The 15,358-nt window shown below is 71.0% G+C and carries 17 protein-coding genes; 12 read left to right on the top strand and 5 right to left on the bottom strand.

Annotated features, from left to right (window positions below):
- Positions 1–65: 65 nt before the first annotated feature.
- Positions 66–269 (top strand): cold-shock protein, encoded by a 204-nt coding sequence (locus tag DAI17_RS12845; protein ID WP_056863399.1) that lies wholly within the window; start codon positions 66–68, stop codon positions 267–269.
- A 197-nt stretch (positions 270–466) separates the two neighbouring features.
- Positions 467–643, top strand: coding sequence for a hypothetical protein (locus DAI17_RS21290; RefSeq protein ID WP_199905103.1), 177 nt, complete (start codon positions 467–469; stop codon positions 641–643).
- Positions 644–663: 20 nt separating this feature from the next.
- Here DAI17_RS21290 and DAI17_RS12840 read toward each other — a convergent pair whose 3' ends face one another.
- The gene (locus DAI17_RS12840) at positions 664–1,713 is read right to left on the bottom strand and encodes a hypothetical protein (protein WP_107773586.1); all 1,050 of its coding nucleotides are present in this window, start codon (positions 1,711–1,713) and stop codon (positions 664–666) included.
- 45 nt (positions 1,714–1,758) lie between these two features.
- Here DAI17_RS12840 and DAI17_RS12835 point away from each other — a divergent pair, with 45 nt between their 5' ends.
- The 6 genes from DAI17_RS12835 (at position 1,759) to DAI17_RS12810 (ending at position 8,131) form a co-directional block, all read left to right on the top strand.
- Positions 1,759–2,619 carry an NUDIX hydrolase gene (locus DAI17_RS12835; protein WP_107773584.1) on the top strand — a complete coding sequence of 287 codons (861 nt, stop codon included), beginning with the start codon at positions 1,759–1,761 and terminating at the stop codon, positions 2,617–2,619.
- Between the two features lie 198 nt (positions 2,620–2,817).
- Positions 2,818–3,927, top strand: a complete 1,110-nt coding sequence (gene pstS, locus DAI17_RS12830; RefSeq protein ID WP_107773582.1) for a phosphate ABC transporter substrate-binding protein PstS — start codon at positions 2,818–2,820, stop codon at positions 3,925–3,927.
- A 111-nt stretch (positions 3,928–4,038) separates the two neighbouring features.
- Positions 4,039–4,971 carry a phosphate ABC transporter permease subunit PstC gene (pstC, locus tag DAI17_RS12825; RefSeq protein WP_234412483.1) on the top strand — a complete coding sequence of 311 codons (933 nt, stop codon included), beginning with the start codon at positions 4,039–4,041 and terminating at the stop codon, positions 4,969–4,971.
- A 1-nt stretch (position 4,972) separates the two neighbouring features.
- Positions 4,973–6,049 carry a phosphate ABC transporter permease PstA gene (gene pstA / locus DAI17_RS12820; protein WP_107773578.1) on the top strand — a complete coding sequence of 359 codons (1,077 nt, stop codon included), beginning with the start codon at positions 4,973–4,975 and terminating at the stop codon, positions 6,047–6,049.
- A gap of 41 nt (positions 6,050–6,090) precedes the next feature.
- Positions 6,091–6,870 carry a phosphate ABC transporter ATP-binding protein PstB gene (gene pstB / locus DAI17_RS12815; protein WP_107773576.1) on the top strand — a complete coding sequence of 260 codons (780 nt, stop codon included), beginning with the start codon at positions 6,091–6,093 and terminating at the stop codon, positions 6,868–6,870.
- A gap of 184 nt (positions 6,871–7,054) precedes the next feature.
- Entirely contained in the window at positions 7,055–8,131 is a 1,077-nt protein-coding gene (locus tag DAI17_RS12810; RefSeq protein WP_107773574.1) for a hypothetical protein, read from the top strand.
- Between the two features lie 148 nt (positions 8,132–8,279).
- Here the strand turns inward: DAI17_RS12810 and DAI17_RS12805 are convergent, their stop codons facing one another.
- The 4 genes from DAI17_RS12805 to DAI17_RS12790 all read right to left on the bottom strand — a co-directional run bounded on the left by DAI17_RS12805 (position 8,280) and on the right by DAI17_RS12790 (position 12,612).
- Positions 8,280–9,275: an inorganic phosphate transporter gene (locus DAI17_RS12805; RefSeq protein ID WP_107773572.1), complete on the bottom strand. Its 996-nt coding sequence runs from the start codon at positions 9,273–9,275 to the stop codon at positions 8,280–8,282.
- Between the two features lie 6 nt (positions 9,276–9,281).
- The gene (locus tag DAI17_RS12800) at positions 9,282–9,899 is read right to left on the bottom strand and encodes a DUF47 domain-containing protein (protein WP_107773570.1); all 618 of its coding nucleotides are present in this window, start codon (positions 9,897–9,899) and stop codon (positions 9,282–9,284) included.
- A gap of 122 nt (positions 9,900–10,021) precedes the next feature.
- Positions 10,022–12,199, bottom strand: coding sequence for an RNA degradosome polyphosphate kinase (locus DAI17_RS12795; protein ID WP_107773568.1), 2,178 nt, complete (start codon positions 12,197–12,199; stop codon positions 10,022–10,024).
- Between the two features lie 50 nt (positions 12,200–12,249).
- On the bottom strand, positions 12,250–12,612 hold the full coding sequence (locus tag DAI17_RS12790; protein ID WP_107773565.1) for a DsrE family protein: 363 nt from the start codon (positions 12,610–12,612) through the stop codon (positions 12,250–12,252).
- Between the two features lie 23 nt (positions 12,613–12,635).
- On the opposite strand from DAI17_RS12790, the gene DAI17_RS12785 reads away from it, so the two are divergent.
- The 4 genes from DAI17_RS12785 to mshD are packed head-to-tail and all read left to right on the top strand — an operon-like array spanning position 12,636 to position 15,312.
- On the top strand, positions 12,636–13,130 hold the full coding sequence (locus DAI17_RS12785; RefSeq protein WP_107773562.1) for an FABP family protein: 495 nt from the start codon (positions 12,636–12,638) through the stop codon (positions 13,128–13,130).
- Positions 13,131–13,133: 3 nt separating this feature from the next.
- A complete protein-coding gene (locus DAI17_RS12780) occupies positions 13,134–13,562 on the top strand; it encodes a Fur family transcriptional regulator (RefSeq protein WP_107773560.1) in 429 nt (142 codons plus the stop codon).
- Positions 13,559–14,503 carry a CAF17-like 4Fe-4S cluster assembly/insertion protein YgfZ gene (gene ygfZ, locus DAI17_RS12775; RefSeq protein ID WP_107773556.1) on the top strand — a complete coding sequence of 315 codons (945 nt, stop codon included), beginning with the start codon at positions 13,559–13,561 and terminating at the stop codon, positions 14,501–14,503. Before DAI17_RS12780 ends, ygfZ begins: the two co-directional genes overlap by 4 nt.
- Positions 14,500–15,312, top strand: a complete 813-nt coding sequence (gene mshD / locus DAI17_RS12770; RefSeq protein ID WP_107773554.1) for a mycothiol synthase — start codon at positions 14,500–14,502, stop codon at positions 15,310–15,312. Before ygfZ ends, mshD begins: the two co-directional genes overlap by 4 nt.
- Positions 15,313–15,358: the final 46 nt, after the last annotated feature.

Raw genomic sequence — 15,358 nt, 5'->3', positions numbered from 1 at the left:
CACCGCACGTGTTGTGGGGCCGTCGAAGTGACGGCCTCTCGCCCCGACTAAGGAGTAACAGAGCGATGGCTCAGGGCACCGTGAAGTGGTTCAACGCCGAGAAGGGTTTCGGCTTCATTGCGCAGGAGGACGGCGGCGACGACGTCTTCGTGCACTACTCGGCGATCCAGACGCAGGGTTACAAGTCCCTCGACGAGAACCAGAAGGTCGAGTTCGACGTGACCCAGGGCCCCAAGGGCCCGCAGGCGGAGAACGTCCGCCCGGTCTGACGAATCGGCAAGCCGGCGCAGCACCTGTTCCGGTCTTCTGACGGCGAGGCCCCACCCGATCGGGTGGGGCCTCGTCGCACGTTCGGGCCATTGCGAAGGTGACCGGGTACTTTCTACGATTGAATCGGTTTGAACGTCCGGCTGCGGGGGCACGGTCGTCCTTCGATGTACGTCCTCGTGAGAGCTGGAGGTGGAAAGTGCCCGACCAGTTCGACGTGAGCCTCGAGGACGACGACCTGCTCAGCGAGGTGGAGCTGACGACCACACTCATCATCGCCGCGAGCGAGGCCGACGAGCACCTGTCGCAGGAGGAGATCGACCGCCTCCTCGGCGTCACGCCGCGCCCTCCCGAGCAGCGTCCCAGCCAGGACTGACGCCGGCCGGTCCAGACCTCTCAGCAGGTCGCGAAGAGCACCGGCCCGCTCGTGAGGTCGGAGAGCACGTACTGCCCCTCCAGCGGTGCCAGCTCGAGGGTGACCACGTTCCCGGTGGACACCGCGTCCTCCAGGCTGAACCGGTCGGTGAAGTCGCCGCCCTGACCGGGGGCGGGTCCGCCGGCCAGGGTGGCGCGGGTCTCGACGTCGGTGCGTGCCACGTCGTCGTCCTCGAAGGACATCACCACCCGGACGTCGCCGCCGGCCCGCACCCCCATCGCGAAGCCGGTCATCGGGTGGACCTCGCCCGCACGCTCGAGCAGCGCGTCGGCCTCGGCCTGGTCGTCGGCATCGGCGGAGGCCATCGCCAGCCGTTCGCAGGCGTGGCCCCCGGTGAAGACGTTGGCGCTCAGCGGTGAGCCAGTCGCGTCGACCACGTCGTCCACCGACTCGAGGGTGTCCGCTTCCCCGCGGACACCGGCCGCCGCGGCTTCCAGCGGGGCGACCTGGTCCGAGGTGAGCACGACCCCCTCGTCGGCCAGCAGGGCCACGTGCTGGAGCTCGGGGGTGAGGCCGGGGCCGACCCGCGCCAGCACGTCGGCGCCCCCGCGCCACACACCGTCCTCCTCCTCCGGCTCGGTCCAGCCGAGGGCGGCCAGGGTGTCGGCGAGCTCGTCGACGTCCGCCCGCTCGTCGAGGCCGAGGATGTCGACGGCGCCGTCGGGACCCTGGGCGAAGAGCTCCCAGTCCAGCGTCCCGGGGGAGAAGCCGAGCTCGTCCTGCATGGTGCGGCTCGAGGCGACCAGGGCGGACGTGGAGGTGAGGTCCTCGGCGAACGCGTCGTCGAGGAACGCGGCCACGGCCTCACCGTCGGGGGAGGCGCCCAGGTCCGCGCCGACCTCGCGTCGTACGGCGCTCCAGTCGGTCCACGACAACCGTTCGGCGCTCGCCGGGGCCAGGTCGACGGCGTGCTCCAGGCGCGTCCGGTCGCCGTCCCGCCACCACAGCAGGCCGCCGGCCACGGCCAGGACCACGAGCACGGCGAGGCCCAGCGCGAGTCGGCGACGCATGGGCAGGCTCCTCAAGGGCGGGCGGGTGGTGTGACACTAGCGTCCATGCCGGCCCGGGATGTGCGCGCTGCAGGCGCTGTGGTGACCCGCAAGGGTGGGGACGTGCTGCTCGTCCATCGCCCCCGGTACGACGACTGGTCGTTCCCCAAGGGCAAGCTCGACCCCGGCGAGCACGAGGTCACCGCGGCCGTCCGCGAGGTGGCCGAGGAGACGGGCCTCGACGTCCGCCTCGGGCCGCCGCTCCCCGGCCAGCGCTACGGGTTGGCCAACGGCCGCATGAAGGTCGTGTCCTACTGGACCGCCCGCGTGGTCGGCGACGACGACGTCAGCGGCTACGCCGTCAACGGCGAGATCGACGAGGTCGCCTGGTTCGCGGCCGACAAGGTCGGCGACGTGCTCACCCATGAGCACGACCGGGACACCCTCGAGCACGCGCGCGCCCTGCGCCGACGGACCAGCACCCTGGTGGTGCTCCGGCACAGCGCGGCACGGTCCCGCAAGGCGTGGAGCGGCGACGACCGCCGCCGCCCGCTCCTCAAGCCGGGTGGCGCCCAGGCGGAGCGGCTGATCCCCGTCCTGGCGGCGTTCGGGGTCAGCGCGGTGCACACCTCCTCGAGCACCCGCTGCGTCGACACCGTGGCGCCGTACGCCCAGACGACCGGGTGGCCGCTGGTCACCCACGCCGGGCTGACGGAGGAGGACGCGAGCGTCGAGGCGGTCGTCGACCTGGTGGACGACCTGCTGCAGGCGCGCGAGGGCGCCGTCATCTGCTCCCACCGCCCGGTGCTCCCCACCGTGCTGGACGCCGTCGGGGTCGAGGACGACGTCCGCCTGGAGGTCGGGGAGATGCTCGTCGTGCACCACCGCAAGGGGCGCATCGTGGCGACGGAGAGGCACCTGCCCTAGACCCGCGCGGCCGACGTCGTCAAGGTCCCGCGGACGAGTTCATGTGACCGTCGTCTCGTCCCCGGCCGTACGACGCCAGTCGGCCCGTCCGAGTTCACCGCTCGTTCACCGGCGGCGCCGTGCGCGGTCACCTGTGCTGCCTACCTTCGGCGACGTCAGCATCCACAGATCTCCCCACAGACTCTCAGGAGCAACGAAGTGAACCGCACTTCTTTCCGCACGGCGTTCGTCCCGGGTGCCGCTGCGCTGGCCCTCGCCGTGTCCCTCTCCGCCTGCGCGGCCGGCAACGAGACCTCCTCGGCCAACGGCGACACCGAGGGCAGCAGCCTCTCCGGCACCCTCTCCGGCGGCGGCGCCTCCTCGCAGGAGGCCGCCCAGAACGCCTGGCGCGCCGGCTTCCAGGAGGCCAACCCTGACGTCACGGTCAACTACGACCCGATCGGCTCGGGCGGCGGTCGCGAGCAGTTCTCCTCCGGCGGCTTCCCGTTCGCGGGCTCCGACTCCTACCTCACCGACGACGAGGGCGAGCTCTCCGCCGCGACCGAGCAGTGCGGCAGCGACCCCATCGAGATCCCCAACTACGTCTCGCCGATCGCGGTGATCTACAACGTCGAGGGCGTCGACGAGCTCAACCTGAGCCCCGAGGTCATCGGCCAGATCTTCAACGACGAGATCAAGAACTGGAACGACCCGGCGATCGCCGAGCTCAACGAGGGCGTCGAGCTCCCAGACGCGCCCATCACCGCCGTGCACCGCTCCGACGAGTCGGGCACCACCGAGAACTTCACCAACTTCCTGGGCACCGTCGCCGAGGACGCCTGGCCGCACGGTGAGGTCGGCGAGTGGCCGATCGAGGCCGGCGAGGGCGGCAACGGCACCTCCGGCGTCGTGTCCGCAGTCACCAACGGCACCAACACCATCGGCTACGCCGACGCCAGCCAGGCCGGCGACCTCGGTGTCGCCTCGGTGCAGGTGGGCGACGAGTTCGTGGCGCCGACCCCCGAGGCCGCCGCCAAGATCCTCGAGGTCTCCCCGCGCGTCGAGGGCCGCCCGGACGTGGACATGGCCTTCGACCTCGACTACGAGACCGAGGAGTCGGGCGTCTACCCGATCGTCCTCACGTCGTACCTCATCGCCTGCCAGACCTACGCCGACCAGGAGACCGCCGACTTGGTCAAGGGCTACCTGGGCTACATCATCAGCGACGAGGGTCAGCAGGTCGCGGCCGAGCAGGCCGGTTCGGCCCCGCTCGCGTCGAGCCTGGCCGAGGAGGCCCAGGGCATCGTCGAGGCGATCTCGGCCGAGTGACCCATCAGCACTGAACACAGCCATCGGGGGATCCCGTCGACGACGTCGACGGGATCCCTTCGGTGACAACCGGGGCCGGCTGACGGCCCCGAACCCGGAAGGATGCACTGCGTGACTGCAGTACCCCTGGACCGCCCGGCGACGACCCGCCGCGGCGATTCCGTCTTCAAGGGCCTGGCGACCGCCGCGGCCGTGATGATCCTCGTCGCTCTCGCAGGAGTGGGGATCTTCCTGACCCTCGAGGGAGTCCCGGCGCTCAGTGCCGAGTCCGGGGCGCTCGGCGGCAAGGACAACATCGTCCTCTACGTCTGGCCCCTGATCTACGGCACGCTGCTGGCGGCGGCGCTGGCCATCCTCATGGCCGCACCCCTCTCGATCGGTCTCGCGCTGGTCATCTCCCACTACGCGCCGCGTCGCCTCTCCAAGCCGATCGGCTACGTGATCGACCTGCTGGCCGCCGTGCCTTCGGTCGTCTACGGCCTGTGGGGCATCGAGTTCCTCGGACCACGTCTCGGCCAGGCCTACGGCTGGCTGGCCGAGAACCTGGGGTTCCTGCCGTTCTTCGAGGGGCCGGCCTCCGGCTCGGGACGCACCATCCTGACCGCCGGTGTCGTGCTGGCCGTGATGGCGCTGCCCATCATCACCGCGATCTGCCGCGAGATCTTCTCCCAGACCCCGGTCCTCCACCAGGAGGCGGCGCTCGCGCTGGGCGCCACCCGCTGGGAGATGATCCGGCTCACGGTCTTCCCCTACGGCCGCTCGGGCATGATCTCGGCGGTCATGCTGGGCATGGGACGCGCCCTGGGCGAGACGATGGCGGTGGCCATGGTCCTATCCGCCACCGGCGTGGTCACCATCAACCTGATCTCGTCGGTCAACCCCTCGACGATCGCGGCCAACATCGCGCTCGGGTTCCCCGAGGCCTCGGGCATCAAGGTCAACGTGCTGATCTTCAGCGGCCTCGTGCTCTTCCTCATCACCTTCGTCGTCAACTTCCTGGGCCGGCTCATCGCGGGCCGTGGCCAGGTCAAGGAGGGCCGCTGACATGGCAGCCACCGACCAGGACGTCCGTCCCGTGACGATCCCCGACGCCCCCCTGACGCGGCCCCAGCTGCCCTCGTGGGCCCCGGTCCTCGTGGCCGTGGTCGCGCTGGCCGTCGCCGCCCTGCCCGTGGTCCTGCTCGGCTGGAGCCTGGTGGCCATGGTGGTCCTGACCGTGGTCATCTTCGTGGTCGCCCTGCCGGTGTGGTCCTCCTCCGTGGAGGGCCCCCGCAAGGCCAAGGACCGGCTGGCCTCCGCCCTCGTGTGGTCGGCCTTCGGCCTGGCGATGATCCCGCTGGTCACGCTCATGTGGCAGGTCATCAGCAACGGCGTGCCCGTGCTGTCGGCCGAGTTCTTCACCTACTCGATGCGCAACATCGTCGGCGAGGGTGGCGGCATCTACCACGCCATCATCGGCACCGTGATCGTCACGGCCTGGGCCGCGATCATCTCCGTCCCCATCGGGGTGATGGCCGGCGTCTACCTCATCGAGTACGGCGCCGGGAGCCGGATCGCCCGCGTGGTCACCTTCCTGGTGGACGTCATGACAGGCATCCCGTCCATCGTCGCCGGCCTGTTCGCCTACGCGCTGTTCGTGCTGTTCTTCGGGCCGGGAGTGCGGATGGGCATCGGCGGTGCCGTGGCCCTGTCGGTCCTGATGATCCCGATCGTGGTGCGCTCCACCGAGGAGATGCTCAAGCTCGTGCCCGACGAGCTGCGCGAGGCGTCGTACGCGCTCGGCGTCCCGAAGTGGCGGACGATCACCAAGGTCGTGCTGCCCACCGCGATGGCCGGCATCGTCACCGGCGTGACGCTGGCGGTCGCGCGCGTGGCGGGTGAGACCGCGCCGCTGCTGATCATCGCCGGCGACACCGACTCGGTGAACTTCAACGCCTTCGCCGAGCGGATGGCGACGCTGCCGGTGTTCATCTACTACTCCTACATGCAGCCGGGCATCCCGCCGGAGTTCGGCCAGGAGCGCGCGTGGGGCGCTGCCCTGGTGCTGATCGCCATCGTGATGGCGCTCAACATCCTGGCCCGTTTCATCAGCCGCCGATTCACGCCCAAGACCGGCCGCTGACGGCCGACGACCCGAGACAGCAAGAGACGAGAGAAACTGCAATGGCCAAGAGCATCGACGTGTCCGACCTCGACATCTACTACGGCGACTTCAAGGCCGTCGAGGGCGTCAACATGACCATCAGGGCGAAGTCGGTGACCGCGTTCATCGGCCCCTCGGGCTGCGGCAAGTCGACCTTCCTCCGCTCCCTCAACCGCATGCACGAGGTGATCCCCGGCGCCCGCGTCGAGGGCAAGGTGGTGGTCGAGGGGCAGGACCTGTACGCCGACCACGTGGACCCCGTCGAGGTGCGCCGCCAGATCGGCATGGTCTTCCAGCGGCCCAACCCGTTCCCGACGATGTCGATCTACGAGAACGTCCTCGCCGGCAACCGCCTCAACGCGCGCAAGATGAAGAAGTCCGAGGCCGACGACATCGTGGAGCGCTCGCTCAAGGGCGCCAACCTCTGGACCGAGGTCAAGGACCGGCTCGGCCGCCCCGGCATGGGGCTGTCGGGAGGCCAGCAGCAGCGCCTGTGCATCGCGCGCGCGATCGCCGTACAGCCGCAGGTGCTGCTGATGGACGAGCCGTGCTCGGCCCTCGACCCCATCTCGACGTCGGCGATCGAGGACCTGATCCACGAGCTCAAGTCCGAGTACACGATCGTCATCGTCACCCACAACATGCAGCAGGCCGCGCGCGTCTCCGACGAGACCGGCTTCTTCAACCTCAAGGCCGCCGGGCAGCCCGGGCACCTCGTGGAGTTCAACTCGACGCAGAAGATGTTCGCGAACCCGGACAACGACTCGACGGAGGCCTACATCTCGGGACGATTCGGCTGACCCCCGCCGTCCTCTCGCGGTTCTCGGGGTAGTCCGTCCACCCTGCTTCGCCGGGTAGTTTGGGACGATCTCGTAGGTCGAATCGCCATCTCGCCTACGAGTTGATCCCAAACTATCCCGGGGGCGGAGTGGGGCCTGTGGATGAGTTCAGCGGTGATATGAGGATCCGGGCCACCATCGGCGGGTGACCTCACCGCACTGGACCCCGGGCGCCTGGCCGGTCGTAGGCCTCGGGCCCCGCGAGGGCCTGCCGCCGGGGCTGACGTGGCCAGTACGACGCGGCGCCGACGACGGGCCGACCGACTGGCAGACCCGCTCGGGCGCCTACCGCGCGGTGGGCGGCGGACGGTGGGTCCCGGCGTACGTCGAGCAGACCGTCGACCAGCGCATCATCGAGGCGGCGTCGCGTCTGCCTTCCTACGGGGCGGTGACCGGTTGGGCGGCGTTGCGGTGGGTGGGTGGCCACTGGTTCGAGGGCACTGGCCGTCGCCAGGAGGCGCTGCCGGTGCCGCTGGCCACCGGTACGACGCATTCGTTGCGGGGTGACTCCCGCATCGTCGTCTCGCGCGAGGTCGTCCCGCTGGCGGCGCTGCACCGGGTGCGCGGCCTGCGAGTGACACATCCGCTGTGGAGCGTGGCCTACGAGATGCGCAAGGCGCGCGACGCCGAGGCCGCGGTGGTGGCCTTCGAGCTCGCGGCGTTCCACGACCTGGTGTCGGTGGCCGAGCTGGAGGCGTACGTCGACAGCGCGCTCGGGACCCGGCAGGGCGTGGAACGGGTCCGCGAGGTGCTCCCGCAGCTGGAGGAGAACAGCTGGTCACCGGCCGAGCCGCTCATGCGGTTGACCTGGACCGGCGCCGGGTTCGCGCGCCCGCTGGCCAACTGGCCGGTCTTCGACCTGACGGGGCGCTTCGTCGGGACACCGGACCTGGTCGACCCGGTGGCCGGCGTGGTGGGGCAGTACGACGGAGCGCTCCACCTCGCGGGCTCGGTGCGGCAGCGCGACGTGGCCAAGGACGCGGCGTACCGGGACCTGGGCCTGGAGACGGCGACGATGATGGCCGGCGACCTGGGCGACCGGCGCGCGTTCGTCGCTCGTCTGGGCCAGGCCTACCGCCGGGCCGAGCGGCGCGGTGCTGACGGGCGCGGGTGGACGACCGACCTTCCGTCCTGGTGGACGCCCACGATGACGGTGGCGCAGCGGCGCGCGCTCACGCCGTACGACCGGGAGCGGCTGCTGTGGAACCGTCGCGCGGCCTGACCTGATCCGTCCGGCGGATCTCGGGCTCGAGCATGCCGCCGCCCGCGTAGTTTGGGACGAACTCGTAGGTGAAACCGCGGTTCCACCACCCAGATCGTCCCAAACTACCCAGCGGAGGGGGAGGGAGGGACCCCGGAGGTGGCGTTCGTCAGGGGAGGAAGATCCGCGCGACCCAGTAGCAGAGCGCCGCGGCGAGGGCGGCGAGCGGGAAGGTCAGCACCCATGCGGTGAGGATCGACTTGGCCACGCCCCAGCGGACGGCGGAGAGGCGCTTGGTGGCGCCCACGCCCATGACCGCGGAGGTGATGGTGTGCGTGGTGGAGATGGGGGCCTCGAAGGCGTACGCCGTGGTGTAGAGCACCGACGCGGCGACCGACTCGGCGGCGAAGCCGCGGGGCGGGTCGAGGTGGATGATGCGGCGCCCGAGCGTGCGCATGATCCGCCAGCCGCCCGACCAGGTGCCCAGCGAGATCGCGGCCGCGGCGGCGAAGATGACCCACAGCGGGAGCGGGTCGCCCGAGGAGACGTAGCCGCCGGCGAGCAGCGCCAGGAAGATCACGCCCATCGTCTTCTGGGCGTCCTGGAGGCCGTGACCGAGCGCCATCGCGGCGGCCGAGACCGACTGCGCGACCTTGAAGCCGCGGTTGGCCCTCGTCGGGTGCGCGTTGCGGAAGATCCACATGATCGCGATCATCACCGCGAAGCCGAGGCTGAACGCGACGACCGGGGAGACGAACATCGGGATGACGACCTTCTCCAGCACGACGTCCCAGTGCGCAGTGGCGCCGGCGGCGACGGCCGCACCGACGAGCCCGCCGATCAGGGCGTGCGAGGACGACGAGGGCAGGCCGAAGTACCAGGTGATGAGGTTCCACGTGATGGCGCCGAGCAGGCCGCACATCACGATGACCAGGCCGTGCGTCCCGGTCCCCGGGTCGATCGTCTCCGAGACCGTCTGGGCCACCTTCTGCCCGAGGAAGGCCCCGACGAAGTTCATGATCGCTGCCATGGCGAGCGCGACGCGCGGGGTGAGCGCGCCGGTCGACACCGAGGTGGCGATGGCGTTGGCGGCGTCGTGGAAGCCGTTGGTGTAGTCGAAGACGAGCGCAACGACGACGACCGCGACGATGATCGCGATTTCCATCAGGGGTCAGGACTCCTTGACGGCGATCTGCTCCAGGATGTTGGCCACCCGCTCGAAGGCGTCGATGGCGCCCTCGAGGGACTCCACCACGTCCTTGAGCTTGATGACCTCGAGGGCCTCGTGGTCGCCGTTGAACAGACCGGCCAGGATGCGGCGGTAGCTGCGGTCGCCGGTGTTCTCGAGGCGGTTGATCTCGATCCAGTACTCGTCGAGCGACGCCATCGTGCGCAGGCCGGGCATCGCGCCGGCGGTCAGCTCGGCGCAGCGCTGCAGCACCTCGACCTGCTCCGAGGTCTCGGCCGGCAGGGTCGTGACGTCGTACAGCAGGACCAGGTCGACGGCCTCGTCCATCATGTCCATGACGTCGTCGAGCGCACTGGCCAGCGCGTAGATGTCCTCGCGGTCGAACGGGGTGACGAAGGTGCTGTTCGCGGCCCGGATGATGGCGTGGGTGGTCTCGTCGGCCTTGTGCTCGGCGTCACGCATGCGCTGCGCGACGGCCTCGCGGTCGTTGCCGTTGCTGAGCATCTCGGCCAGCAGGCCGGCGCCCACGACGAGGTGGGAGGCGGCCTCGCTGAAGAGGTCGTAGAAGGAACCGTCGACAGGGCGGAATTTCAAACGCACGGAGAACTCCGAGTGAGGGGGAGAAGAACGCCCCACATGCTAGGGGGTCGCACACACGCGACTGCAATCGCGCGTCCCGGGGCCCGTGAGGGCTCCCGCGCCCGGGTCGAGGGGAAGGACCGTCAGCGACGACGCCGCTGCCGGGCGATCAGCGCCTCCTGGAGGTGCACCGAGCCGCCGTTGAGGGTCCACGTCCCGTCCGCGTCCAGCTCCCAGGCCGAGGTGTCGGGGTCGAAGGCCAGGTCGAGCAGCGCCCCCACCTCGGCGACCTTGCGCACCCCGGGCAGCCGCACCAGGACCTCCACGCGCCGGTCGAGGTTGCGGTGCATCATGTCGGCGGAGCCGATCCAGGCCAGCGGCTCGCCGGCGTTGGCGAACCAGAACACCCGGCTGTGCTCGAGGAAGCGCCCGAGCACCGAGCGGACGTGGATGGTCTCGGACAGGCCGGGTACGCCGGGGCGCAGCGCGCAGATGCCGCGGATCAGGAGCTCGACGCGCACGCCGGCCTGGGAGGCGAGGTAGAGCGCGTCGATGACGGCCTCGTCGACGATCGAGTTGGCCTTGATCCGGATGCCGGACTCGCGGCCCGCCTGGTGGTTGGCGACCTCGGCGTGGATCTGGGCGATGAGCCCGTCGCGCACGCTGTCGGGGGCGACGAGCAGCCCGTCGTACGTCGTGTTGCGGCTGATGCCGGACAGGTTGTTGAAGAGGTGGGCGACGTCCTCCCCGACCGCGGGGTCGGCGGTGAGCAGGCCGAGGTCCTCGTAGAGCCGGGCGGTCTTGGGGTTGTAGTTGCCGGTGCCGATGTGGGTGTAGCGGCGGATGCCGTCGGGCTCGTCGCGCACCACCATCGAGAGCTTGCAGTGGGTCTTGAGGCCGACGAGGCCGTAGACGACGTGGCAGCCGGCGTGCTCGAGCTTGCGCGCCCAGCGGATGTTGTTGGACTCGTCGAAGCGGGCCTTGATCTCCACGATCACCAGCACCTGCTTGCCGGCCTCGGCCGCGTCGACGAGGGCGTCGATGATCGGGCTGTCGCCGGAGGTGCGGTAGAGCGTCTGCTTGATGGCCAGCACGTGGGGGTCCGCCGCGGCCTGCTCGAGGAACCGCTGCACGGAGGTGGCGAACGAGTCGTAGGGGTGGTGGAGGAGCACGTCCTGGCGGCGTACGGCGTCGAACACGTCGACCGGCTTGGCCGTCTCGACCTCCGCCAGCTGGGGATGCGTCGTGGGGAGGAAGGCGGGGTACTTCAGGTCCTCGCGCGGCAGGTCGGCGATCGAGTGGAGGCCGCGCAGGTCGAGGGGGCCCTGGAGGGTCGAGACCTCGTCGCGGCTGACGCCGAGCTCGGAGACAAGCAGGTCGAGCACCGTCGGGTCCATCGACTCCTCGACCTCGAGGCGCACCGGCGGCCCGAAGCGGCGCCGCAGCAGCTCCTTCTCCAGCGCCTTGAGGAGGTTCTCGGCGTCGTCCTCCTCGACCTCGAGGTCCTCGTTGCGGGTGACCCGGAAGGTGTGGGCCCGGAGCACCTCCATGCCCGGGAAGAGCTTCTTGAGGTGCTCGCCGATGACGTCCTCGAGCGGCACGAAGCGCTGGTTGCCCACCGGCACGAAACGGCTGAAGATCGGCGGCACCTTGACGCGCGCGAAGTGCTCGGTGCCGGTCTGGGGGTTGCGCACGACCACGGCCAGGTTGAGCGAGAGGCCGGAGATGTAGGGGAAGGGGTGCGCCGGGTCGACGGCGAGCGGGGTCAGGACCGGGAAGATGCGGTCCTTGAAGAGCTTCTTGCAGATCCGCTGCTCCTCGCGGTCCAGCTCGGACCAGCGGACGATCTCGATGCCCTCGCCGCGCAGCGCCGGGATGATGTCTTGGTTGAAGACCCGCGCGTGCCGCTCCATGAGCTCGCGGCTGCCGGCCCAGACCTGCTGGAGCTGGTCGCGGGGGAGGAGACCGCTCGCCGCGCGCACGGCCACGCCCGCGGCGATCCGGCGCTTGAGGCCGGCCACCCGCACCATGAAGAACTCGTCGAGGTTGCTGGCGAAGATCGCCAGGAACCGGGTCCGCTCGAGCAGCGGCAGCGACGGGTCCTCGGCCAGCTCGAGGACACGCTGGTTGAAGTGCAGCCAGGAGAGCTCCCGGTCGACGAACCGGTCGTCGAACTTCTCCACGGCCGCGATCTCGTCGGCATCCGGGACGTAGGGCGGCTCGACGTCGAAGGTCTCGGTGGGATGTCCGAACGGCTCGGCGGTGGGACCGTCCTCGACGGAGGCGCCGACGGTGGTGGTGAGAGCGCTGGTGTCGGACATGGAAATCAGTGTGGCACCGGATCGTGAACGGCGGGTGTCGCGCGAGGAGGTCAGTAGACCAGTGCCTGCACGCCCTCGGCGAGGACCTCCTCGGCGAAGGCCGCGGCCCCGGCGATGGTGATGCCCTCCACCAGCTCGGACTCCTCGAGCCCGCGGCGCGCCGCGCACTGCGAGCAGACCGTGATCCGACCGAGCGCCAGCACGGCGCCGCGCAGGTCGGCGAGCGGCGTCGCCAGGGGCAGGTCGAAGACCTCGGCCCGCCCGGGCACGGCGAACCAGGCGGAGTCGCCGGTCAGCCAGAGCGAGACGTCGGCGCCGGACACCGCCGCGGCCGCGGCGACCGTGAACGCCTGGTTGGCGCGCTCGGGGTCCTCCGCCCCGCAGGTGAGCTTGACGACCAGTGAGCGGGGCATGGCCTCACCCTAGACTCGACCCCATGCCCTTCGAGCTCCCCGACAACCTGCACCCCAACTGCGGCCCGGTCGCCTGGCTGCTGGGCACGTGGCGCGGCAACGGCCACGGCGACTACTCCACGATCGAGAAGTTCCAGTTCGGCCAGGAGCTGATCTTCACCCACGACGGCCGCCCGTTCTTCCACTACATGTCGCGCTCGTGGATCATCGACGACGAGGGCGAGCTCGTGCGCGAGGCCGCCATGGAGTCCGGCTTCCTGCGGTGCCCCGAGCCGGGCAAGGTCGAGCTGGTGCTCGCCCACAACATCGGCTTCTCCGAGATCTGGTACGGCGCCGCGGAGGGCGGCAAGATCGAGCTGCACACCGCGGGCGTCGGCTACACCGAGACGGCCAAGGAGGTCGTCGGCGGGTCCCGGATGTACGGCAACGTCGACGGCGACCTGCTCTACGCCTACGACATGGCCGCGGTCGGCCAGGACCTCCAGCCCCACCTGTGGGCGCGGCTCAAGAGGGCCTGAGCCATGGACGACCTCGCGGAACGGCTCCGGGGGAGCGGCTACCGGCTGACCCCCCAGCGGCAGCTGATCCTCCGCGCGGTCGAGGAGCTGGGCCACGCGACCCCCGACGAGGTCCTCGCGGCGGTCCGCTCCAGCGCCAGCGCGGTCAACGCCTCGACCGTCTACCGCACCCTGGAGGTGCTCGAGGAGCTCGGGCTCGTCCGGCACACGCACCTGAGCGACCGCGCCCCGACCTACCACTCGACGCGCGGCCCCGAGCACTTCCACCTGGTCTGCCGGAATTGCCACCGCGTCCGCTCCGTTGACCCTGACGTGGCGTCCGCGCTGCTCGAGGCCCTGCGCCGCGAGCACGACTTCGAGGTCGACCTGGGCCACCTGGCGATCTTCGGCCGCTGCACCGACTGCCCCTCACCGTCTGGAGACACCGCATGACCTCCCCGCTCCTCGGCCTCCCCGGCGCCGTCGCCGGCGACGGCATCGACGCCCCGGTGGCGGCCCACTACGGCTCCTTCCACGGCGAGCAGCGCACGCTGGTGTCCGGCGACGGCTTCGTCGACCTCTCGCACCGCGACGTCGTACGCATCGAGGGGCCGGACCGGCTGACCTGGCTGCACTCGCTGACCACGCAGTACTTCGAGGGCCTCGCGCCCGGGGTGTGGACGCAGGCCCTCGTGCTCAGCCCGCAGGGGCACGTCGAGCACGCCTTCACCGGCGTCGACGACGGGACCGCCTTCGTCGCCCACACCGAGCCCGGCGCCGGCCAGGCCCTGGCCGAGTGGCTGGACCGGATGCGCTTCATGATGCGCGTCGAGGTCACTCTGGTCACCGACGACGTGGCCGTCGCGTGGCGGCCGACGGCCGAGGGCGCGACGTACGACCTCGTGCCCCGCACGCGCCTGGAGGAGTACGCCGCCGCGGCCGGCCCCGCCGCCGGCCTGTGGGCCTTCGAGGCGCTGCGGATCGAGCGCGGCGAGCCCCGGTTCGGGATCGACACCGACCACCGCACCATCCCCAACGAGGTGGGCTGGATCGGTCCGGCCGTGCACCTGGACAAGGGCTGCTACCGCGGGCAGGAGACGGTCGCCCGCGTCCACACGCTGGGCCGCCCGCCGCGCCGGCTCACGCTGCTGCACCTCGACGGCTCGGAGAACCGCCTGCCGGCGGCCGGCAGCCCGGTGACCGTGCCCGGCTCCGAGCGTCCCGTGGGCTTCGTCGGCTCCAGCGCCCGCCACCACGAGCTCGGCCCCATCGGCCTGGCGCTGCTCAAGCGCAACGTGCCCGTCGACGCCGAGCTCGTCGTCGACGGGATGCCGGCCGGCCAGGAGGTCGTCGTCGACCCCGAGGTCGGGCTGCACGTCCGACCGCAGCTGTGAGCCTGCTGGAGCACGTCGAGCGGGTGGCCGCCGCGGCCGAGGCCGCCGACGGGGTGGCACCGCTCGACGAGGCCACCTGGCTGTGGCTGCGCTCGGGGAAGTGGCCCGAGAAGCGCGACGGCGTCGTGGACATCGTCCGGCCCACCGGCTTCCTGCTCCGCCGTGGCGAGGAGGTGCACCTCGTGATCCACCCCGACCACCGTCGCCAAGGCATCGGGGCCGCCGCGCTGGCCATCGTCGAGGGCCCCGCCACCGCGTGGTCGCACGGCAACCACCCGGCCGCGGCCCGGCTGGCGTCCGCGCACGGCTTCGAGCGGGTGCGGGACCTGTGGGTCATGCGGCGCCCGGCGGCCGACCCGCTGCCGGAGCTCGACGACCCGCGGATCCGGCCCTTCCGGGACGGTGACGAGGCGGAGCTGTTGCGGGTCAACGCGGCCGCCTTCGCCCAGCACCCCGAGCAGGGCGCCCTCGACGAGGCCGGTCTCGCCGCCCGGATGGCGGAGCCGTGGTGGGACCCCGAGGGACTGCTGGTGGCCACCGAGGGCGACCGGATGCTCGGCTTCCACTGGACCAAGCAGCACGACGCGCGGCTCGGCGAGGTCTACGTCGTCGGCATCGACCCCGCCGCCCAGGGCCGCGGCCTCGGTCGCGCGCTGACCCTGGCCGGCCTGCACCACCTGCACGACCGGGGGGTGGAGGAGGTCCTGCTCTACGTCGAGTCGGACAACACGGCCGCGCTGGCGACGTACTCGCGGCTCGGCTTCACGCACGCCGACACCGACACCCACGTGATGTACGCGCGCGGCTGACCACATCCGACGATTCGTCGAAACCTCAGCGCGGGACCGGCCCGGT

The organism is Nocardioides sediminis (genome assembly GCF_003047295.1).
GTDB lineage: Bacteria > Actinomycetota > Actinomycetes > Propionibacteriales > Nocardioidaceae > Nocardioides > Nocardioides sediminis.
The sequence above is the reverse complement of the archived record's forward strand: the minus strand, read 5'-3'. Positions and strand labels throughout refer to the sequence as shown.